Source organism: Spiroplasma sp. hyd1, assembly GCF_016082235.1.
Lineage (GTDB): Bacteria > Bacillota_I > Bacilli_A > Mycoplasmatales > Mycoplasmataceae > Spiroplasma > Spiroplasma poulsonii.
The window spans coordinates 21,464-43,471 of the sequence record NZ_JXYY01000004.1 but is presented as its reverse complement, the minus strand read 5'-3'; the positions used below and the strand labels follow the sequence as shown (position 1 = coordinate 43,471).

General features: G+C 27.0%; 26 protein-coding genes and 1 pseudogene. 12 read left to right on the top strand and 15 right to left on the bottom strand.

Going from position 1 to position 22,008, the window contains the following annotated elements; genetic code table 4:
- Positions 1-791 precede the first annotated feature (791 nt).
- Both TS70_RS01210 and TS70_RS01205 read left to right on the top strand, forming a co-directional pair.
- On the top strand, positions 792-1,613 hold the full coding sequence (locus TS70_RS01210) for an aldo/keto reductase (RefSeq protein ID WP_198049170.1): 822 nt from the start codon (positions 792-794) through the stop codon (positions 1,611-1,613).
- A 72-nt stretch (positions 1,614-1,685) separates the two neighbouring features.
- Entirely contained in the window at positions 1,686-2,561 is an 876-nt protein-coding gene (locus TS70_RS01205; RefSeq protein WP_198049169.1) for a lipoprotein, read from the top strand.
- Positions 2,562-2,577: 16 nt separating this feature from the next.
- On the opposite strand, the gene trpS is transcribed toward TS70_RS01205, so the two are convergent.
- Positions 2,578-3,600, bottom strand: coding sequence for a tryptophan--tRNA ligase (gene trpS, locus TS70_RS01200; protein WP_198049168.1), 1,023 nt, complete (start codon positions 3,598-3,600; stop codon positions 2,578-2,580).
- A 183-nt stretch (positions 3,601-3,783) separates the two neighbouring features.
- Between trpS and eno the strand changes: the two genes are divergently transcribed.
- Positions 3,784-5,160: a phosphopyruvate hydratase gene (gene eno / locus TS70_RS01195; protein WP_198049167.1), complete on the top strand. Its 1,377-nt coding sequence runs from the start codon at positions 3,784-3,786 to the stop codon at positions 5,158-5,160.
- Between the two features lie 955 nt (positions 5,161-6,115).
- Here eno and TS70_RS01185 read toward each other — a convergent pair.
- Positions 6,116-6,951 (bottom strand): IS5 family transposase gene (locus TS70_RS01185; RefSeq protein ID WP_105628856.1). Its coding sequence is split into 2 segments (ribosomal slippage): positions 6,116-6,555 and positions 6,555-6,951, totalling 837 coding nucleotides; the frame shifts between segments, so codons are not numbered across the junction.
- A gap of 216 nt (positions 6,952-7,167) precedes the next feature.
- On the opposite strand from TS70_RS01185, the gene TS70_RS01180 reads away from it, so the two are divergent.
- On the top strand, positions 7,168-7,554 hold the full coding sequence (locus TS70_RS01180) for a protein NO VEIN domain-containing protein (RefSeq protein ID WP_040093875.1): 387 nt from the start codon (positions 7,168-7,170) through the stop codon (positions 7,552-7,554).
- Positions 7,555-7,596: 42 nt separating this feature from the next.
- On the opposite strand, the gene glpK is transcribed toward TS70_RS01180, so the two are convergent.
- From glpK to TS70_RS01120, 12 genes are all read right to left on the bottom strand, one after another.
- Positions 7,597-9,108: a glycerol kinase GlpK gene (glpK, locus tag TS70_RS01175; protein WP_040093872.1), complete on the bottom strand. Its 1,512-nt coding sequence runs from the start codon at positions 9,106-9,108 to the stop codon at positions 7,597-7,599.
- A gap of 18 nt (positions 9,109-9,126) precedes the next feature.
- On the bottom strand, positions 9,127-10,305 hold the full coding sequence (gene glpO / locus TS70_RS01170; RefSeq protein WP_040093870.1) for a type 2 glycerol-3-phosphate oxidase: 1,179 nt from the start codon (positions 10,303-10,305) through the stop codon (positions 9,127-9,129).
- Between the two features lie 31 nt (positions 10,306-10,336).
- Entirely contained in the window at positions 10,337-11,086 is a 750-nt protein-coding gene (locus TS70_RS01165; RefSeq protein WP_127093473.1) for an MIP/aquaporin family protein, read from the bottom strand.
- A gap of 384 nt (positions 11,087-11,470) precedes the next feature.
- Entirely contained in the window at positions 11,471-12,874 is a 1,404-nt protein-coding gene (locus TS70_RS01160) for a spiroplasma phage ORF1-like family protein (protein WP_198049166.1), read from the bottom strand.
- Positions 12,875-12,886: 12 nt separating this feature from the next.
- Positions 12,887-13,123 (bottom strand): hypothetical protein, encoded by a 237-nt coding sequence (locus TS70_RS01155; RefSeq protein ID WP_198049165.1) that lies wholly within the window; start codon positions 13,121-13,123, stop codon positions 12,887-12,889.
- Positions 13,123-13,416, bottom strand: coding sequence for a hypothetical protein (locus TS70_RS01150; RefSeq protein WP_198049164.1), 294 nt, complete (start codon positions 13,414-13,416; stop codon positions 13,123-13,125). Before TS70_RS01150 ends, TS70_RS01155 begins: the two co-directional genes overlap by 1 nt.
- Positions 13,409-14,419 carry a hypothetical protein gene (locus TS70_RS01145; protein WP_198049163.1) on the bottom strand — a complete coding sequence of 337 codons (1,011 nt, stop codon included), beginning with the start codon at positions 14,417-14,419 and terminating at the stop codon, positions 13,409-13,411. Before TS70_RS01145 ends, TS70_RS01150 begins: the two co-directional genes overlap by 8 nt.
- Positions 14,420-14,421: 2 nt before the next feature.
- On the bottom strand, positions 14,422-14,631 hold the full coding sequence (locus tag TS70_RS01140) for a DUF2649 family protein (protein WP_040093704.1): 210 nt from the start codon (positions 14,629-14,631) through the stop codon (positions 14,422-14,424).
- A 219-nt stretch (positions 14,632-14,850) separates the two neighbouring features.
- A complete protein-coding gene (locus TS70_RS01135; protein WP_198049162.1) occupies positions 14,851-15,060 on the bottom strand; it encodes a hypothetical protein in 210 nt (69 codons plus the stop codon).
- A gap of 130 nt (positions 15,061-15,190) precedes the next feature.
- Positions 15,191-15,373 (bottom strand): hypothetical protein, encoded by a 183-nt coding sequence (locus TS70_RS01130; protein ID WP_198049161.1) that lies wholly within the window; start codon positions 15,371-15,373, stop codon positions 15,191-15,193.
- On the bottom strand, positions 15,373-15,558 hold the full coding sequence (locus TS70_RS01125; protein WP_198049160.1) for a hypothetical protein: 186 nt from the start codon (positions 15,556-15,558) through the stop codon (positions 15,373-15,375). The genes TS70_RS01130 and TS70_RS01125 overlap by 1 nt, the downstream gene beginning before the upstream one ends.
- Positions 15,558-15,785 (bottom strand): hypothetical protein, encoded by a 228-nt coding sequence (locus TS70_RS01120; RefSeq protein WP_040093708.1) that lies wholly within the window; start codon positions 15,783-15,785, stop codon positions 15,558-15,560. The genes TS70_RS01125 and TS70_RS01120 overlap by 1 nt, the downstream gene beginning before the upstream one ends.
- A gap of 301 nt (positions 15,786-16,086) precedes the next feature.
- Here TS70_RS01120 and TS70_RS01115 point away from each other — a divergent pair.
- The 8 genes and pseudogenes from TS70_RS01115 (at position 16,087) to TS70_RS07045 (ending at position 20,951) form a co-directional block, all read left to right on the top strand.
- Positions 16,087-16,922 (top strand): IS5 family transposase gene (locus tag TS70_RS01115; protein WP_105628856.1). Its coding sequence is split into 2 segments (ribosomal slippage): positions 16,087-16,483 and positions 16,483-16,922, totalling 837 coding nucleotides; the frame shifts between segments, so codons are not numbered across the junction.
- Positions 16,923-17,262: 340 nt separating this feature from the next.
- A pseudogene (rplU, locus tag TS70_RS07060) lies at positions 17,263-17,553 on the top strand (50S ribosomal protein L21); the annotation flags it as partial.
- Between the two features lie 239 nt (positions 17,554-17,792).
- The gene (locus TS70_RS01105) at positions 17,793-18,107 is read left to right on the top strand and encodes a ribosomal-processing cysteine protease Prp (protein WP_040093091.1); all 315 of its coding nucleotides are present in this window, start codon (positions 17,793-17,795) and stop codon (positions 18,105-18,107) included.
- Between the two features lie 2 nt (positions 18,108-18,109).
- Positions 18,110-18,400: a 50S ribosomal protein L27 gene (gene rpmA, locus TS70_RS01100; protein ID WP_040093422.1), complete on the top strand. Its 291-nt coding sequence runs from the start codon at positions 18,110-18,112 to the stop codon at positions 18,398-18,400.
- Positions 18,401-18,490: 90 nt separating this feature from the next.
- Entirely contained in the window at positions 18,491-19,270 is a 780-nt protein-coding gene (locus TS70_RS01095) for a Pr6Pr family membrane protein (RefSeq protein WP_198049159.1), read from the top strand.
- Positions 19,271-19,462: 192 nt separating this feature from the next.
- Positions 19,463-19,759 (top strand): hypothetical protein, encoded by a 297-nt coding sequence (locus TS70_RS07055; RefSeq protein WP_232332261.1) that lies wholly within the window; start codon positions 19,463-19,465, stop codon positions 19,757-19,759.
- Positions 19,760-19,855: 96 nt separating this feature from the next.
- Positions 19,856-20,569: a hypothetical protein gene (locus TS70_RS07050; protein ID WP_308699439.1), complete on the top strand. Its 714-nt coding sequence runs from the start codon at positions 19,856-19,858 to the stop codon at positions 20,567-20,569.
- A complete protein-coding gene (locus TS70_RS07045; protein ID WP_232332259.1) occupies positions 20,553-20,951 on the top strand; it encodes a hypothetical protein in 399 nt (132 codons plus the stop codon). Before TS70_RS07050 ends, TS70_RS07045 begins: the two co-directional genes overlap by 17 nt.
- Before the next feature lie 217 nt (positions 20,952-21,168).
- On the opposite strand, the gene TS70_RS01085 is transcribed toward TS70_RS07045, so the two are convergent.
- Positions 21,169-22,004, bottom strand: a protein-coding gene (locus tag TS70_RS01085) for an IS5 family transposase (RefSeq protein ID WP_105628856.1) whose coding sequence is annotated in 2 segments (ribosomal slippage) — positions 21,169-21,608 and positions 21,608-22,004 — 837 coding nt in all. Because the reading frame shifts where the segments join, the coding sequence is not laid out codon by codon here.
- Positions 22,005-22,008: the final 4 nt, after the last annotated feature.

Here is a 22,008-nt window from a genome sequence, read left to right as displayed (position 1 = left end):
CAAATATTTGCAATTTTTTAACAAGTAATGCAAGAAGTCTAATAGAAAAGAAAATGTTACCATATCTTTTACGGCTAGTAACAATATTAATTCATTTGATATCTTTACCTTTAACCTTGGGAAAATAAACCCATTAAATTATAAATATATTGAATTTAATGATGTTGATTCCCATGCAGGAACATATTGAGGAAAAACAAAGTATGGTTATCCTTATGAAAACGAAGATAAAGTAAGATATAAATATACCATTCCAAAAATAAATTATACTTTTAATAGTTTACTAAAGACAAAAGATAATTTATTAGAAAATATTATTACAAACAATAGTAATATTAATGGTGGAACGCCAATTCAAGAAATTGATAAAACAACGTCTAATACAATTCAAGAAATTGATACCTATTACTATTCTGCCTGAATGGGGTCAAAACAAAAATTTGGAATAAATTTTTATTGATATAAGGGTAATTATTACTTTCAATTAATTTTATTTCATTTGTTAGATTGAAGAGCTTCTTATGCTAGTTTAGAAAGCAAAATACAACTTGGGAATAATATTAGACTATATAATTAAATTTCAAAAACAGGATTATTTTATTAGTAATCCTGTTTTTTCGTTTAAATTTTTAATGTAGTGTTTAAAATCATAATTGATATTTTAATAATTCTTGTGATGTTTAATAGTCTTCTTGAAATGTTTGAATAATTTAGATTGTTATTTAGATTGTTATTTTTTTAAATAACATTTACAATATAACTAAAGGTCTAGGAAAAGAGGAAAAATAAAAATGAAATTAATTGAGACAAAATTAAAACTTTTAAATGGAGTTGAAATCCCGTTAATTGACCTAGGAACTTATAAATTAACTGATGAAACCGAAACTTATCAAACTGTTTTAACAGCATTGCAAAATGGTTATCGTCATATTGATACAGCACAATATTATGGGAATGAAACAATTATTGGAAAAGCAATAAAAGATAGTGGGGTTCCCCGTAATGAAATTTTTATTACAAGTAAAATTTGAAATGCTAATCATAAATATGATGCTGCTTTACAAGAAGTTGATAATATTTTGCAAAGATTGGATATTGATTATTTAGATTTGTGTTTAATCCATTGACCAACTGTTGATCGGAATGAATGTTTTCGAGCATTAGAAACTGCTTATAAAGCAAAAAAAATTCGAGCAATTGGCGTTAGCAATTTTGAAGTTAGTCATTTACAAGAATTGATGACAATTAGTGAAGTTAAACCAATGGTTAACCAAATTGAATTACATCCTGGCTTAAATAACACTGCTGTTGTTGAATTTTGCCAACAAAATGGCATTATTGTTGAATCATGAGCAACACTAATGCAAGGAAAATGTGTAACAAATCCAACCATTTTAAAAATTGCGGAAAAACATCAAAAAAGTCCAGCTCAAGTTTGCTTAAAATGAGCAGTACAACAAAACATTGTTGTTATTCCAAAATCAACGCATAAAGAACGTTTGATTGCTAACACTCAATTAGATGATTTTATGTTAGATGAAGCAGATATGGCAACATTGTTTGCATTACCACAAGAAAAATTAGGACCAGATCCAAATTATGTTGATTTTTAAAATTATTAGTTAATAATTTTAAAAATCTTTTTTTTGTTATAATTTACAATATAGCTTAACAAAAGGAATGATATGATGAAAAAAATAATAGGTATCCTAGGAACAATAACAATGATTGTAACACCTGTCACAACAGTAATTAGTTGTAATCAACAAGAAAGACATTATGTTCCAACGCGAAATACTGATATGGAAGCTGATATTAGTCAGTTTTTGTCGCAGTTTACTTTGCAAGCATTTAACGATGAAGGTGATTACTGAGTAAAACATGATAATGATGATTTAATTTTTACAACCTTTAATAAGGAAAAAGAAGCCCACACTTTGGCACCAATCATTAATTATGACTTTAATAATTCAGAAGCAGTTTCAGCTTTTGAATTACCAAAACAAAACATTTTATTTAAAACATATCTTGTTGCAATGCCATCAAAGTTACCACCACTAGAACAATTGTATCGTGATTTTCAATTATTTTCCTTGATTAGAAATACTACTGCATATAGTTATACAAAGGGTGAAACAACAATGCAAGAAATTACGATTGATGGCGAACATTTAACAACAAAAATTTATTATTTAACAATTAATTTAAATAGTAATGTTTTTTGAAATTATGAAATTAATAAAGATTTATTAAGTTATTTAATTAATTATATCCAAACGAATCCAAGTTTTATTTTTTCACAAAATATGACTGACGAAGCAATTATTACAAGATGGTTAACAGCTGTTTACACTGACTCTAATAATTTCAAAATTAGTAATATTAAAACAATTAAAAATATTTCGGCTTTAACTGCTTATTTAACTGATAAACTTAATTTTCAGTTTAATAATTTAGATACTAAGCAAATTGGTAAGCAAGGTGAATTTAACTTTAATGTTAGTGATCAAAAAAACAATTATCGTTGACAATTGAACCAGTTAAAATATGAAATTCGTTAAGAATAATTGTTATGTGTTATTTTCTTTTATAATTTAAACCAACGGTATTTTTAATTTTTGTTAATTTTTTATTGGCAAGATAGCGAGCTTTTTCTGCGCCAGCATCAATTAATTGGTCAATGGTATCATCTTTAATTAGTTGATGATATTTTATTTGAATTGGTTCTAAGGTTGCAATAATTGTTGATGCTACTTCTTCTTTTAACTGACCATAATCATAATTATTTAATGTTTTAACAGCAGTTTCAATTGTGATGTTTTTTAAAACAGCATAAATTGTTAAAAGATTACTTACCCCTGGTTTTTGTTCAGGATTATAAGCAATTTTCCCGTCAGAATCAGTTATTGCGGAACGAATTTTTTTACGAATAATGTCTGGGGCATCTAATAATTCAATAAAAGATTTTGGATCATTTGAGGATTTACTCATTTTTTTAGTTGGATTTTGTAAATCCATAATTTTACCACCAACAGGGGGAATAAAATCATTAGGAAGTTTAAAAAGTTCTTGTTGGTAACGATTATTCATTCGTTCTGCAATGTTTCGTGTTAATTCAATATGTTGTTTTTGATCTTTCCCAACTGGAACTAGGTCAGCATCATATAATAAAATATCAGCAGCCATTAAGGTTGGATAAGTTAATAGTCCGGTTGGAATAAATTCAGTTCCATTTTCCGCTTTCATTTTAATTGATTTATCTTTAAATTGTGTCATTCGTGATAATTCTCCAACAGTGGTGTTACATAATAAAATATGGCTTAATTGGGTTAATTCTAAGACATCTGATTGAACATAAATAATTGCTTTGTTAGGATCTAAACCACAAGCATAATATAACGCAATCATATTTTTAATATTGCTTCGTAATTCTTCTTTTCCAATGGGAATTGTAATTGCATGTAAATTTGCAACAAAAATAATTAAATTATTATCTTTTTGTAATTCAATAAAATTTTTAATTGCGCCAATATAATTTCCTAATGTTAATTGTCCAGTGGCAGTAATTCCTGAGACAATTGTTGGTTTTTTTCCTTCCATCTTTTTTCCGTCCTGTTCCAAAATTAATGATATATTAGTATTATCATAGCAAATAATTTTATCTTTGCCATCAAAAAACAAGGAAAAATGATGTTTTTTCTTGAATTTTCATTGTAATTTATTTACTATTGCTAGAACAAATAATATAATAATCTCATAGACTTAGAAGGAGAGTACAAAATTATGTCAAAAATTGAGAAAATTTATGCTCGTGAAGTAATTGATTCACGAGGTAATCCAACGGTTCAAGTTGAAGTTTGAACAGAATTTGGTGGATATGGTTCAGCGATGGTGCCATCAGGAGCTTCAACAGGAAGCCGTGAAGCACTAGAATTAAGAGATGGTGATAAAGGACGTTACCAGGGGAAAGGTGTCTTAAAAGCTGTTAATAATGTGAATACAAAAATTGCTGAAGAACTTGTTGGTATGGAAGCAACTGATCAAGTTGCAATTGATAAAGCCATGATTACTTTAGATGGAACAGATTTTAAAAAGAATTTAGGGGCTAACGCTATGTTAGGAGTTTCAATGGCGGTTGCTAAAGCAGCTGCTTGTGAATTAGAACTACCATTATATAAATATCTAGGCGGAGTTAATGCTAAAAAACTACCAGTACCAATGTTAAACATTATTAATGGTGGAGAACATGCTGATAGTGCAATTGATTTCCAAGAATTTATGATTATGCCTGTTGGAGCACCAAGTTTTAAAGAAGCGCTACGATGATCATCAGAAATTTTCCATACGTTAAAAAAAATCTTACATGATAAAGGAGACATTACTGCGGTTGGCGATGAAGGGGGCTTTGCACCACACTTTAATTGAGCTTATAAAGATCAATCATTAGCATCATTCCAAGCAAGAACACCAGCTGAAGTTGCCTTAGACTTAATTGTTGATGCAATTAAAGCAGCCGGATATAAACCAGGCGAAGATGGAGTTATGATTGCAATGGATTGTGCTTCATCAGAATTGTATTTTGAAGATAAAAAATACCACTTTAAGAAAATTGAAAAAGTAACTGGTAAAGAATATGCAATGACAACAGAAGAATTAATTAAATATATTGATAAATTAGTTGACACATATCCAATTATTTCCGTTGAAGATGGTTTAACAGAAGCGGACTGAGCTGGATTTGAATTACAAGTTAAAACAATGGGACACAAAATCCAAATTGTAGGAGATGATTTATTTGTTACAAATCCAAAAATTACAGCGGAAGGAATTGCTAATGAAGCTGCTAACTCAGTTTTAATTAAATTAAACCAAATTGGAACAGTTACTGAAACGATTGATACAATTCAATTGGCCCAAAAAGCTGGATGAACAGCAGTTGTTTCACACCGTTCGGGAGAAACAGAAGATTCAACAATTGCTGATTTAGCAGTAGCTTTAAATGCTGGACAAATTAAAACGGGAAGTATGTCACGAAGTGACCGTATTGCAAAATATAATCGTTTATTAGCAATTGAAGATGAATTAGGACCTGTTGCTGAATATGATGGAATTAAAACATTCTATAATTTAAAAAAACATGTTTTACATTTAAAAAAATAGTTATTTTAATTAGCAAATTAAATTGTATAAGGCACCATTATGTGCCTTTTTGTTTGACAATGTTAATATATTTACAAGTAAAGGAGTATACACTGTGGATAAATTTATTGAAATAGGTGGTTTACTTAAAACTACATGAGGGGTAGAGTATTATACGAAAATAGAAGATTATTCATCAGATAATCAAAAAAATTGAAGAAAGTTTTTTCATTAATGAAAGAAATAAAGGATAATATTTTAATTGATTTTGATCTAGATTTAAGTGAATATAGTGCTAAGTATTCCCAAGGAAGTGGTCGTTTAGCTAAAACTCCTTGAATAGGCATTAAAAAAGATAAAGCTTCAGCAAAATGATTTTCAGATTCTAATTGTTTTGCAATTGCATTAATTTTTACTCCAGAACTTAATGGTATTTTTATTTGTATTTGTGGTCGTGCCGCAAATATGATTAATAGTAAAAAATTAGTGAAGAAAAAAAGTATTATTTTTAAAACATTAATTGAATATAATCAAAAATTCAAAGAAAAGTTAGAAAAAGAATTTAATTTTAAATATAATAATATGTTACCCCCAAATCCAGAAAAATTATTAATTCCTTCAAATCCAAATAAATCTTCTAGGGGTAATTCATATTTATATTCTTCATTTGTATATAAATGACTGTCATTTGATGAAATAAATGAAGATATACTTTTTAATGAGCTAAATTTATTATTTGAAATTTACGATAAAATTACTGAAAACATTAATATGTCNNNNTNNTNTAATNATNTTNNAAANAANTNATTTAATAGACTTCTTGCATTACTTGTTAAAAAATTGCAAATATTTGTAAAAAAGATACTAATAGAAAAATATAATTTTAATTAATTATGTTTTTTATTTAAAAATTTAATATTTTTCCACAACGAAAAATTAATTTATTATTTAAATTATTTAATTTTAAATAAATATTTTATGTTAAATATAATAATTGTAAATTATAAATTGAGGCAATTAAATTAAATCTTAAACCAAATCTTTTTCTTCGATTACGATATTTTTCTGTAATAATTTTAAATTTTTTAAGAATAGCAAAAATATTTTCAATAATAATTCTCATTTTTGAAACTAGTCTATTATATTGCTTTTGTTCTTTGTTTAAAGGGTTTTTCTTTGTTTTCTTTGTAGGTATTAGAACATTATTGTGATTTTTTTGTATTCCTTGATAACCACTATCAACTATTAATTTGGTATTTTTTAAAATTGGGATTTTTGATTCTTTAAATAAAGCATAATCATGTTTTTTTCCGAGCGAAAAACTTGTTGCAATAATTTTTTTGGTTTCTTGTTCGATAATTACTTGTGTTTTGATCGTGTGTTTTTTCTTTTTACCAGAATAAGATTGTTTTTGTCTTTTTTTGGGCGTTGGATTGGAGTTTCGGTAGCATCAATAATAATAGTTTTATCATTAAAATAATCATTTATTAGTGCTTTTTTACCAGCAAGTTGTTGAAAATCAGAGTTTTTAATTAAAATATCTTCAATTCACTTAATATTACGATAACAATTAGCCTCACTAATATCAAAACTTTTACCAAGATGAAAATAAGTCTGATATTCTCGTCAATATAATAAAGTCATCAATAATCTATTTTCTAATGATAATTTATTAGTTTTACCACCTTTTTTAAATTTTTCTATTTCAGCAACTTTTAAAATATCTAACATTTTATTAAAAGTGGATTTTTTTATTCCTGTTAATCTTAACCATTCTCTATCATTAAGAGTATTAAATTTATTATTGTTCATATTTTTATGTCCTCATAAATTATATTTTATAATAATATTTTAATAAAAAAGGGTATCGCAAGAAGTCTAATAGATAATATTTCTGATAACTTATTAGATGGAATCATTAAAAAAGTTGATAAGGTTAAGAGTTATAATTTTAATGAAAGAAAATTAATTCCAATTAAAGGGAAAACAGAAAAAACTAATAAAAAAAACATAATTTCTAGAGTTTAAATGCAAGAAGCATTAACTAAAAAAACAAAAATAGGAAACAAAGCAGAGGAAGTTGTTAGAGATTATGAAAAACATTATTTAATAGAAAATAATAAAAATGATTTAGCTGCAAAAGTAAAAATTTTAGATATTGATGATGCTGGATATGATGTTGATAGTTTTTATTTAAATGGAGATTCAAAGAAAATTGAAGTTAAAGGAACTTCTGGAACACAAAACAAAATTTATATATCTAGTAATGAGTTAAATGCTGTTATTAATGATGATGTTTTATTATACTTTGTTAAAAAAGTTAACACTGAGGAGCCAGAAATATTTCATGTTGAATTAAACACAGATACTGAATACAATCCAATTGCTTATGAAATAAGATTGGAATATAAATAAAAAAATGCTATAAATAGCATTTTTTTATTTGACAACACTTTTTTATTCAATATCTTTTAGTCAATTTAATGTTCGATTGACAGCAACCTTTCAACCTTTTAATAGTTTTTGGACAATTGCTTGATCTAATTTAGCATGATATGTTTTATCAACATTTAAAATTTGTTTAATTTCATCACGGGATGTTCAGAAATCAACAGCTAAACCAGCTAAAAAGGCTGCTCCCATTGCCGTTGTTTCAATACTTTTTGGGCGAATTACTTCCACTTGGGTAATATCCGCTTGGAATTGCATTAAATATTCATTACGGCTAGCACCACCGTCAACTTTAATTCTTTTAATTGGTTTTTTTAAGTCTTCAGCCATTGCCATAATAACATCATAAGACTGATAAGCTAATGATTCTAAGGTTGCTTTTACTAAGTGTTCACGTTTTGTTCCGCGTTCTAATCCAAAGATTGCTCCGCGTGAATAAGAATCCCAGTATGGTGACCCTAACCCTGTAAAGGAAGGAACAACATACAGTTGTTGGTCATCTTTAACAAGATTTGTGTATCAATCCGTTTCACTAGCATGATAAATGATCTTAATTTGATCGCGTAATCATTGGACAGCTGCTCCCGCCACAAAAACCGAACCTTCTAAGGCATAAGTTATTGTTCCTTTATAATCAAGAGCAATTGTTGTTAATAAACCATTATTTGATTTAATTGGAGTTTGACCGGTGTTCATTAAAATAAAACATCCAGTTCCATAAGTATTTTTAACTTCACCTGGTTCTAAACAAAGCTGTCCAAACAAGGCTGCTTGTTGATCACCAATGGCACTAGCAATTGGAATTTGAACGTCGGTTTCTTTGCTTAATAATCCCGGAAAAGTATGACCATAAACTTCTGAAGAGGATTTTACTGTTGGTAAAATGCTCTTTGGAATATCCATTAAGGTCAATAATTCATCATCTCACTCTTTCGTATGAATATTAAATAACATTGTTCGACTGGCATTAGTTGAATCAGTAATGTGTGTTTTACCACCCGTTAAACGATAAATTAATCAAGTATCAATTGTTCCAAAAAGTAAGTTATTATCCTTTGCTAATTGGCGGGCTCCTTCAACATTATCTAAAATCCATTTTATTTTTGTCGCAGAAAAATAAGGGTTAATAATTAAACCAGTTTTTGTTTGGACTAATTCACTTTTTCCTTGGGCAATTAATTCATCACAATATTTGGTAGTACGACGGTCTTGTCAGACAATAGCATTATAAATCGGTAAACCAGAGCGTTTATCTCACATTACTACTGTTTCACGTTGGTTAGTAATTCCGATTCCGACAATATCTTCTGGTTTAATTTTTGCTTTATTAACTGATTGCACTAATGTTGTTCGTTGTGAGTTTCAAATCTCAACTGCGTTATGTTCAACTCAACCAGCTTTTGGGAAAATCTGACTAAATTCTAGCGCATTACTTGCGACAATTTCACCTTTGTGATTAATTACAAGAGTGCGACAACTTGTTGTTCCTTCATCTAAACTTATAATATATTTTGGCATTATAAACGTTTCCTTTCGTTAAATTGTTGGAATAATTTCAGTTTGGATAGGATCAAAATGCGGGTTTGTGATTAATTCACAGCCAGCGGCCGTTAGTAAATGGCAAATATATTTGGCAATTGCAGGGGCACTACTTAACCCGGGAGATTTTGTTCCAGCAACATTGATAAATCTTGGATTATCATGGGCTGGTTTTAAATAAAAATCTTTGGAAAGGGGTTCAATTGGGCGTGATCCCGCAAAAGTTTGACATGTTTTTTCCATTTTAAGGTTTGGAACAATTTTAGTTCCAATTTGACCAATTTTTTCATACATTGCTGGTGTAACAAGACGGGTTTCTGCTTTTGGAATATTGTCTTCCGCGGTTGGGCCAACTAAGAGATGACCATTTAACGTTGGCGTAACAATAACACCTTTACCATGAATTGTTGGCACCATAAAAATAATATTTTTTACTAAATTACCCTCACTTTTTTCTAAAACACGATATTCACCACGTTTTGTAACTAATTCGTAATCGGGATAACCAGCTTTTGCGGCAAGGATATCACAATAGTGGCCAGCAGCATTAATTAAGTATTTTGCAAAATAAGTAACTTTTTGTTCTTGATGTAAGGTTGTAATTTCAAAGTGGTTCTGATCAGCATGATACTTAATATTTGTTACCATCTGATCTAACTTTAAATGTTGCTTATTTTTAATACTATTTGAAAAAAGACTTTGGGTTAAGACCACGGGATCAACAACATACGAAGAAGTACATAACAATGCTCCTTGAACATCAGGACTTAGGTTTGGTTCTAAAGCATGGACTTCTGCTTGGTTAATAAGACGTAAATGTTTTGGATCAACATTGTTTGTAATTCCCCGTTCATATAGCATTTCTAAGTGTTTTTGTTCTTCATCATTAAAAGCAATCACAAGTGAATTAACTTGTTGATAGGGAATTGTTAGTTCTTTAAAAATCGTTTGATAAAGGTGATGTCCCTCTATATTTAATTTTGCGGTTAATTTTCCTGGTGTTGGGTCAAAACCACCATGAATAACACCAGAATTTCCAGCGGAAGTTTCCATTGCTACTTTTTTATTTTTTTCAATTGTAATGGTTGTTAATTGATAGCGGCTTAATTCACGGCTAATTGCCGCACCAATAACGCCACCACCAATAATACAAACATCATAAGTGGATTTTTTCATGATATTTATAATATCCTTTCTATTAAATTGCTTAAAATAGTAAGAAGATTCCGCCAGTAGCAAGACCAGCACATGTTGGTGCTACAACTGGAATTCAACTATAACTTCAATCTGAGTTGCCTTTATTTTTTAATGGTAAAACAAAATGAACAATTCTTGGAATTAAGTCTCGAACAGGGTTAATGGCATAACCAGTTGTTCCTCCTAATGAGATTCCAATTCCAAAAACTGTTAAACCAACAAATAGTGGCCCTCATGTCCCTAAACTAAATGTTTCATATTTACCAATTGCTAAAATTGCGGCAACTAATACAAATGTTCCAATAAATTCAGCAAAAAAGTTAAAGAAGGCAGGACGATAAGTTGGTCCTGTTGCATGCATCGCAAGAATAAAATCGGGATTATCATTAACAGTATCTTTAATATGTTTTCAATAAAAGATATCTACAATAATTTGGCCAATTAAAGCCCCAGCAACTTGCCCTAATAATAAGGCTGGTAGTAAGAATCACCCGTTATTAATAAATCAAGTTTGTTGAACAACCATTGCAAATGTTACTGCTGGATTTAAATGAGCAACTCCTTTTAGAGCGCTACTAGCCATTGCTCCAACTAGCACCGCAAAACCTCAGCCGGCAGTAATTGCAAAAAAACCTTGTCCATTTCCTTTTGTATTTTTTAATAAAATGTTAGCAACGACACCATTTCCTAAAATAATTAAAAGCATTGTGCCGAACATTTCTAAACCAAAATGTTGAAAAAATAATTGGGTATTTGCCATGTTTATTTTCCTTTCTTATTTGTAAAGTATGATGTTTCATTCAGATTTTATTATGTTTTAAGCTAATAATAAATTCCCCCTTTCTAAAATAATTTAAATAAAATAATTATGAATAAAGTGCTAATAATTTTTAGCAAATTACTGAAAAGTAATTAATTTTTGGTAATATTTGGTAAAACACGATTCAATTTCGGTAATGATTAAAGAAGCTTTTTTCTTTCATAAATCATAATTTTCTAAGTTATATAAGATTGTTGTTAAAATATGGATCAAGTAAAGGGGCGTTGCCCCTAAGTCGCTACGCGACTTTTACCCGTTTAAGTAAGGCGGTGCGTGGATAAACCACCACACCGCCTTACTTATTTTTACTAACAACATTATATACTAAAAATATCGTAAAAGTCCATTAACCATTGCTAACACTAAAATAGAACTTAACATAATCTTAAATGTAATATCAAAAGCAAACAAATTACCAATATTATTAAATAAATCAGATACATTGCTAAATACATGTACTATCCCATTAACAAAATTATAAACATCTTTCATACCAGGCAAATTATTTACTAATCAAATCGCCGCATTTTGTATATGACACGCAACATTATATCAACTACAATTTTTATAAGGTATTTCCCAAATATCGCCACCATTAATCTCATTGTTTCAATCAGTAGCATTATAAATGCTAAAATTAAACCCATTAATTGAAATACTATTATTTTCAGTTAACCTAGTCGTATTAAATCTAATTAAATTAAAACCTTGATACTTTGATTTATCTGTCATATCTAATAATTTTATTGATTGAATATATTTATCATTGTTAGAAGGCAAAACATCAGTAATATAATCTCAATTTGAAAAATAAGAAAAGTAATCATTAGTATTATTTATAGTATAAGCATTATACAATTGCACCTGCGGTTCCAAATAACCCGAAATTGTATCCGGAAATCTTAAAATATTAAAAATCATTGATTTTGGATATAATAAAAAACCATTTTTTATAATAAAAACAAAACCCAAATTACCATTATCAGATGAAAAAACAATTTGCTCTCTAAAATTTGAAATATCAAATATAGTTCTTAAAACATTAGAATAAAAATAATCTAAAATTTGAAACAAATTATCTAACGAATAAAATTCTTGCTTAACATCATCAATATAATAATTGCTTTCAGATTTTTTAAGAATATCCATATTAATTATTTTTTTATAATTAAAATTTAAAATTAAATAATTCATATCAAAATGTCTATAACTTTGATTACCAATAATTGGCATAAACAAATATGGTATTATTTCTCAATTAAAAGTAAATTCATATTTTACATCATTTTTATAAACAAAAATAGCTAATAATTTAGTTGGTATTTCATAATTTAAAATTAATCTACCTACAGAACCCTTAGAAATATCCGTTGAATTTCAACTTAATCTATAATTTCATGCAACATTTTTAATTTTATTAAATCAATAATTATCATCATTTTTATCAGCACTTACATTTGAAATAAAAGGAGTTGCAACACCAAAACTAAATGAGTAATTACTGGGGTCTAAACCTTGCATAAAATAATCTTGTCGCAACATTAAAGCAGATTGAAAATCATACTCATTTGCTTTTTCATAAGTTAAATCTTTAAAAACATCATTATTTTTTAATTCTACTTGATAAACATTACTAAAATAATTTGTTGATACAGTACCACAAAAAAGAAACATTCAACCAAATATTAAATAAAAAACAATAAAAACATCTAATAATCATTTTCGCATTGTTTCACCCCCCTAAACAATAAAAATAAGTCTAATACCCATAATAATAATTCCAAATGCCATATATAACTGGAAAATAGGATGTGTCGCAATAATAAATAACTGTGCTACTAATTTATAAAAATCATTAGCAGACTCCAAATAATGCTTAACAGTAGAAAAACCCAAGTCTGTTGCCATAACAATATTAGCAATAAAACCAAAACCAACAGTCAAACCAATAACAAAGAAAAATATTAACTTTACCATTATTTATTACTTTCCTTATTATTACTTTTAGAATTATTACTTATATTTTTAACTCCATTAGATATTTTTTTACTTGCTTGTAAAGATGAACGAGAAACTAAACTCAAACCACGAGAACTATTAACTAACAGCAAAATAACATTTATAACACCACCAATTACTCATAACACAAATAGAGGAATATCTGTACCAGGCAATTTTAATGCTCACATTCAGTCCATAATTTTCATAAAAATATCAACTATGGTATTAATAGCACCATTTCATACATCATTAGCAAGTAAATTAATCATTATCTAACTCCCCAAAATTTTTTAATAAATGTTCCATTCCCATTTCTCGTAATTCATTAATTGTAATATCTTTTTTAACAATACTAGGTCAATTTTGTTTAGTATAACTTGGTACTTTATCATTTTTTAAATCACGCACAAACTTTAAATATTTACTATCATATTGCATTGCAATAGATAAAGGAATTGTTATTTTAACAAAATTAATACCAATATCTTTATTAGATTTTTTACGAACTCTTTTACCGTTTGCTGTTCGTTTAACTGTTTCAGTTTTTCATACTAAATAATCATCTAAATCATCAAAGAAACCTATTTTCATTTTAAAATAAGGAAAAAATATACTAGGTTTAATACATTGCATAGGAACAATAATCATATTAGCAATTTCTCTATATTCTACTCAATTCTGATTAATTCGTTGTCCAGCAAAAACAATGTTATTATCAAACTGACGACATAATAAAAAATATGGAATTAAACCGCTAAACTTTTTATTATTTTCTTCAGGTTTAGCACCATTCATATATAAAAATATTTCATCAAATAAAATTAAACTATCGTTTGGTGGTATCGTATAATTTTTATTTTTAAAATCTAAATGATTTAAACCTAAAACTCCAATTTTTTCATCATTAATAAAATAATTAGAATAAACATTGTCAAACTTAGCAATTTGCGATAAATAAGTCATTAATAAAGTTTTACCAGTACCCAAAGCACCGTTAATGATTGATATTGGATTACTTTTAATAATTTTAATCAATTTTCGTGTTTGAAAAAGATTACTAAAAAAAGACCAAAAAAAGATAATATCAAAAATTACTAAAAAAATAAAAAGGATAATATCAACAACTGATGTAGAACTAAAATATATAAATTGTAAATTAAAACAAACAATAAAAAGATAAAACAAAATATTTGCCATAAATCAATTTACATATCAATAAGAAAACTTAATATTTTTTTGTTTTCTAAATAAATTAAAATAATTTTTAAACATATTTACACCACCAAACTTATAGTTTTATATAAAATAAATATTGATAATCAAATTAAGAAAAACACCACTAATCAAACACCTATCATAATCACTGAATAAGTAATATTATCAATAGAACTACCAACAAAGTTATCAATTTCAATTTTTGGAATAAAATAAAAAATCTGCAAAAGTCCTTGATATACTCGTTGCAAAAAAGTGTTTCAGTCCATTATTTTATCCACCTAAAAATACAACTTAAAATTAAAAATAACATACCAAAAACAAGTATTAAAAACACAACAAATATAACAATATCTAAAATAATAGGATGATTAATCCTAAAAATAATTGTCATAAATTCATAATATAAATCTCATACACTTTGCATTTTTCTTATTCCTTTCCTAAATGTTAATTACTAAAATCAAGGTTAGAGTTTATCATAAATACTAATATCCGTGAATTAACTTTCTGATTGTTTCAATTCCTAAAACCACAAACATTAAAATTAACGGAATAATTAATAACATATGTGACCCTAAAAAACCGATAAATCAGTTTGTAAAAGCAATCGCCCAATCAGCAAGAATACCAGCAAAATCTGCTATTTGCTTAATAACACTTGCATCAGGGTTATCTGCTAATAAATTTACATTCATCTAAAACTCACTCCTTAAATACTAATAACTTATAATAAAACATTGCCGTACTCTAACCTTGATTTTAGTAATTAACATTAAAAACTAAAATCAATTTTATACTTTGGCAATGTATTTAACTGATATTAACTTATTCAACAGATTTATCTGTTTTTTTAATTTTTCGTTTTCCCCATTCTTTAAATTCTACTTTTTTAGAACAATGCGGACAAACTAAATATTTATTTTTAAATTTAAACACTGTGCTTACTGTTAAAAATATCAATAACATAAACATTGTAATAACTAAAATAATTGTTGCAAATACAGTCATTAATTACCACCACCTTTATTTTTTAATTCTGAAATTTCTAACTTTAATTTCTCATTTTCAAGTTCTATTTTTTCAAGTTCTAATTTTGATTTTTTAATTTCTTTTTTATTAAAAACAGAAAAAATGACATAAGCATATAATAAGATAATTAATAAAAATACAATAATCATTGAAAATATATCCATTATTTTTCACTCTCACTTTCTATATTTAACATACAATTTTTTACTTGTTCTACTAATAATTTAAAATGTTGTTCTTCCATAACACTAATATCAATAATATTATGATTAAGATATAACTTAATTGCTTTTCTTAACATAAATAAAGATATTTTTGCAGGTAAACATTGATGTATAACATTAACCAAATATTCTAATCGTTGTTTATATAACTTAGTTTGTTTTTTCATTAAAAACCACCAATAAATACAAGAATTAAAACTATTAAAGTAATTGCTATTAAAAAACAACTACAACAAGCAATTCAATCTCACATATTTATTTTTATTCCTTACTTTCTAATTTTTCATAATCTAGATTATCTTTTAAAGCTCAAAATAATTTACAATTATTTTTACAGCTGTAAGTTAAATTACACTTATCACATCCAAAACTGTATATTACAAAATCTTCTTTATATAATAGACTTCTTGCGATACCCTTTTTTATTAAAATATTATTATAAAATATAATTTATGAGGACATAAAAATATGAACAATAATAAATTTAATACTCTTAATGATAGAGAATGGTTAAGATTAACAGGAATAAAAAAATCCACTTTTAATAAAATGTTAGATATTTTAAAAGTTGCTGAAATAGAAAAATTTAAAAAAGGTGGTAAAACTAATAAATTATCATTAGAAAATAGATTATTGATGACTTTATTATATTGACGAGAATATCAGACTTATTTTCATCTTGGTAAAAGTTTTGATATTAGTGAGGCTAATTGTTATCGTAATATTAAGTGAATTGAAGATATTTTAATTAAAAACTCTGATTTTCAACAACTTGCTGGTAAAAAAGCACTAATAAATGATTATTTTAATGATAAAACTATTATTATTGATGCTACCGAAACTCCAATCCAACGCCCAAAAAAAGACAAAAACAATCTTATTCTGGTAAAAAGAAAAAACACACGATCAAAACACAAGTAATTATCGAACAAGAAACCAAAAAAATTATTGCAACAAGTTTTTCGCTCGGAAAAAAACATGATTATGCTTTATTTAAAGAATCAAAAATCCCAATTTTAAAAAATACCAAATTAATAGTTGATAGTGGTTATCAAGGAATACAAAAAAATCACAATAATGTTCTAATACCTACAAAGAAAACAAAGAAAAACCCTTTAAACAAAGAACAAAAGCAATATAATAGACTAGTTTCAAAAATGAGAATTATTATTGAAAATATTTTTGCTATTCTTAAAAAATTTAAAATTATTACAGAAAAATATCGTAATCGAAGAAAAAGATTTGGTTTAAGATTTAATTTAATTGCCTCAATTTATAATTTACAATTATTATATTTAACATAAAATATTTATTTAAAATTAAATAATTTAAATAATAAATTAATTTTTCGTTGTGGAAAAATATTAAATTTTTAAATAAAAAACATAATTAATTAAAATTATATTTTTCTATTAGTATCTTTTTTACAAATATTTGCAATTTTTTAACAAGTAATGCAAGAAGTCTAATAATTNNAANTANNTNANNANNTNTNAAAANATAAAATATTTATTGAATTTTTTCAAGATAACGATATAATTAATTATGGTTGTTTCAGTTTCAACCGCTCTTTGACTTTTAAGTACCTAAAGGATATGTAATACTTATCTACTTACAAGGCGAGTATAAACTGGAGGTGTAAAAATGTTTGCAATAATTAAAACTGGGGGGAAACAATTACGTGTTTCTCAAGGTGATGAAATATTTGTTGAAATGTTAAACGGTAACGAAGGTGAAAAAGTTAATTTTACCGAAGTTTTAATGGTTGATGGAAAAGTAGGAACTCCCTTTTTAAAAGGGGCATCAGTAACCGGGACAATTTTAAAACAAGGAAAACAAAAGAAAATTGTTGTGTTTCATTATAAACCAAAGAAAACACAACATAAGAAGTATGGTCATCGTCAGCCATACACAAAAATTAAAATTGACCAAATTTTATTGTCAGGGACAGCAAAACCAGCTGTAGCAGCAGAAACTAAACCAGCAGCAGTAGCAAAACCTGCAACGAGTGCTGAACCAAAACCGGTTGTGAAACCTGTGGTAAGTAAACCAGCACCAGCAGCAAAACCGGCAACAGTAAAATCAACAACTGCGGCGAAACCTGCTGCAAAAACTTCAACAACAACATCAGCAAAAAAACCAGTAACAAAAACAGAAAAAAATGATAAATAATTATGATTAAAATTATAATTAATAAAACTGAACAAAAATTTACAAAAATTGAAATTACTGGTCATGCACAGGCAGGTGAATATGGTAAAGACCTTGTTTGTGCAGCAATAACAGGAATTGCAACAGGTGGTTTAAATGCAATTGATCAAATTAAACCAAATAGTTGTGAATTTGTTATTAATGAAGGATTAATTACTATCATCGTAAAAGAAAATAGTTCTGATTTACAAGTTATTTTACAAACGATGTATTATCAATTTTTAACAATTTATCAGCAATACCAAGAATTTATTAGTGTAAAGGAGGTTGAAGAATAATGATGAAGTTCTTATTAGGCTTACAGTTATTTGCTTCAAAAAAAGGAGTAGGGTCGACTAAAAATGGTCGTGATTCACATTCAAAACGTTTAGGCGCAAAAAGAGCTGATGGCCAAGGAATTCGAGCTGGATCAATAATTTATCGTCAACGCGGAACAAAAGTTCACCCAGGAGTAAATGTTGGGCGTGGTGGGGATGATACCTTATTTGCTTTAATCGATGGGATTGTTAAGTTTGAAAAATTTGGACGAAACAAAACAAAAGCATCAGTTTATCAAAAACCAGCAAAATAAACAAAAATAAAAATACTAATTTACCCCAAAAGGTAGCATTAGTATTTTTTTAATTATATAATAATTGAAATATTTAAAAGGAGGATTAAAATGTTTTACAAGAAGGAGATATGAAGAGACTGACGAGTTTACTACAAATTACTCTTTGCAGTTTTAATTGGGTACGGTATTTTTGCGGCATTGATTGAAAGTTATGTTCATGGAATTACTGTTACTGTGAAAAATCCGACATGATCAGAGGAAGCAACAAAAAACTTTATCAATGATAAAGGTGATTATACTTTTAATTATTTTAATTATTTTAGTTATTTTACAATTCAAATAAATCTGTTAGTATTTGCCTGATTACTTGGAGCAGGGTTATTTCCTAAATATGAAGGAAAAAACAAGTGATTAGGTTACAATATGACTTTAGCAATTACAATTTATATTAGTATTACTTTTTTAATTTTTAATTTAATGTTATTACCAGTTGAACAACCACAAACTTGAAGAGCTTGGTTGTATTCAACAATTCAACACGTTATTTGTCCAATAGTCATGATTGTTTATTTTTTATTCTTTATGGAACGAGAAAATAATATTAAAACAACAAAAGTTTATTGAAGACAAGATCTTTGAAAATTTTATTTTTATCCAATTGTATGAACAATTGTGAATATGATTCGTGGTGAATTTCGTTGACAAGCGGGGAAAGCATTTCCCTATCAATATTTTTTCTTAAATGTTCATAAATCATTAGCTGGAATTCCTGGGGTGGTATGGTTTATCATCGCTGTGATTGCTATTGCAGGGTTAGTTTTTGGGCTAGGAACCCTGTATAATTTTTGTTCATATAAGTTTGTTAATAAGAAAAAAATTGTGAAATAATGTTATGTGATTTTTTATTAATTAAAAAAGAAACACCAAAAAGAACGATTGTTAATTTTATTAATAATTGTTTTTTATTATATTAATTATTATCTTGAAAAGAAAGGAAAAAATTATGAAAAAGAAGAGGCATGTTAGTGAGTTTGGTTTTATTGTTTCCACATTAGGAGCAGCAATTGGACTTGGTAATGTTTGAGGGTTCCCCACCTTATTGAAAGCAAATGGGGGTTTAGCTTTTTTGTCTTATATATTTTAGCAATTGTGACTTGTGCTATTCCGTTATTGATTTTAGAGTTTAATATTGGGAATATGCGCCGAAAGTCGTTAATTAATATTTTTGAAGAAGAAAATCCAACAGCAAGTCGTTTTATTGGTTGATTTCAATCAGCATTTATGTTTGTTGTTGCTAATTATTATACGGTTTTAATTGGCTATGTTTTAATTTCGTTGTTATTAAATTTTACAAATTTAATTAATACACCGTTATAATTTAACAATAATATTTTAAATGCTGGTGGTGTTGGAGTAACGGGGACTACTAATTTTCAATGAATAGCATACTTAGCGTTTATTGCAATTGTGATTATGGCTGGTACTATTATAATGTTTCGGGCAAAAGGGATTGCAAAAGCAAATGTTATTTTTATTCCGGTCTTATTTGTTATTTTATTAGTGTTGGCAATTTATGTTTTAACAATTCCTGATGCTTTAGCAGGACTAGGGACAGTTTTAATGCCAACAGAAAAAACCTTGGCGTCATTTGGTAATGTCCAAGTTTGAAGTGATGCTTTTGGATTGGGAGTATTCACCGTTTGTGTTGGATCAGGGTTTATGTTATTATTTGCTGGTGCTGCTTCAAAACGACAAGATAACGCTAATAAAGCATATATTTTATCATTTGGAGTGTTGGCAATTTCGTTATTAACATTAATATTAGTGTTTGGGTCAGCGGGGGTATTAGTTCATGAAACAAATCCTGGTTTAACATCAATTGATGATTATGCCAAAGCAATTGACCGCGCGTTTCCGAATAATGATGGTGCTAGTTTTATCTTTAATGTTTTTCCACAAGCCTTTAGTGTTATTAATCATCACACAATCGTTGGTTTTGGGAACTTCTTAGGAATTTTATTCTTTACGGCCTTATTATTTGCTGGGTTAAGTAGTATTATTGCAATGCTGGAAGTTGTTGTTAATGGTATTTTTTCAAATTATAAAGTTAATGAAAAGAAAGTTATCTTTATTTTAATATTAATTAATGGCAACAATTGGGTTAGTTCTAATGTTCAAAGATACTAATCAGTTGATTTATTCATTCCAAGCTTTAGCGGGGAGTGTTAATATGTTGTTAATGGCTTTAACAGAAATAATTTTATTTATTCATATTTATAAAAAATTAAAACTTGTGCTTGCTTACAACAATGAACATTCATGAATTAAACTTGGGAAAACATATCGATTTACTATTTCATATGTTACCGCTTTCTTATTAGCGGTTAATATTATCTTTATGTTTTATGTCTTTATTAGTTCTGGTTTATCAAAACCATGATGATTATCGGTTTTAGCAGTTTTACTTGGAATTATAATTCCACTGTTAGTTAGTCTATTATCCACCACCGTTTTGCGAAAATATCAAACAAAAGTAATCCCAAATTATGGGCATGAAGGAGAAAAATAACAAATGGCTAGTTGATTAATTATTACTTTAGTAATTATTATTGTTTTATTNATTAGACTTCTTGCATTACTTGTTAAAAAATTGCAAATATTTGTAAAAAAGATACTAATAGAAAAATATAATTTTAATTAATTATGTTTTTTATTTAAAAATTTAATATTTTTCCACAACGAAAAATTAATTTATTATTTAAATTATTTAATTTTAAATAAATATTTTATGTTAAATATAATAATTGTAAATTATAAATTGAGGCAATTAAATTAAATCTTAAACCAAATCTTTTTCTTCGATTACGATATTTTTCTGTAATAATTTTAAATTTTTTAAGAATAGCAAAAATATTTTCAATAATAATTCTCATTTTTGAAACTAGTCTATTATATTGCTTTTGTTCTTTGTTTAAAGGGTTTTTCTTTGTTTTCTTTGTAGGTATTAGAACATTATTGTGATTTTTTTGTATTCCTTGATAACCACTATCAACTATTAATTTGGTATTTTTTAAAATTGGGATTTTTGATTCTTTAAATAAAGCATAATCATGTTTTTTTCCGAGCGAAAAACTTGTTGCAATAATTTTTTTGGTTTCTTGTTCGATAATTACTTGTGTTTTGATCGTGTGTTTTTTCTTTTTACCAGAATAAGATTGTTTTTGTCTTTTTTTGGGCGTTGGATTGGAGTTTCGGTAGCATCAATAATAATAGTTTTATCATTAAAATAATCATTTATTAGTGCTTTTTTACCAGCAAGTTGTTGAAAATCAGAGTTTTTAATTAAAATATCTTCAATTCACTTAATATTACGATAACAATTAGCCTCACTAATATCAAAACTTTTACCAAGATGAAAATAAGTCTGATATTCTCGTCAATATAATAAAGTCATCAATAATCTATTTTCTAATGATAATTTATTAGTTTTACCACCTTTTTTAAATTTTTCTATTTCAGCAACTTTTAAAATATCTAACATTTTATTAAAAGTGGATTTTTTTATTCCTGTTAATCTTAACCATTCTCTATCATTAAGAGTATTAAATTTATTATTGTTCATATTT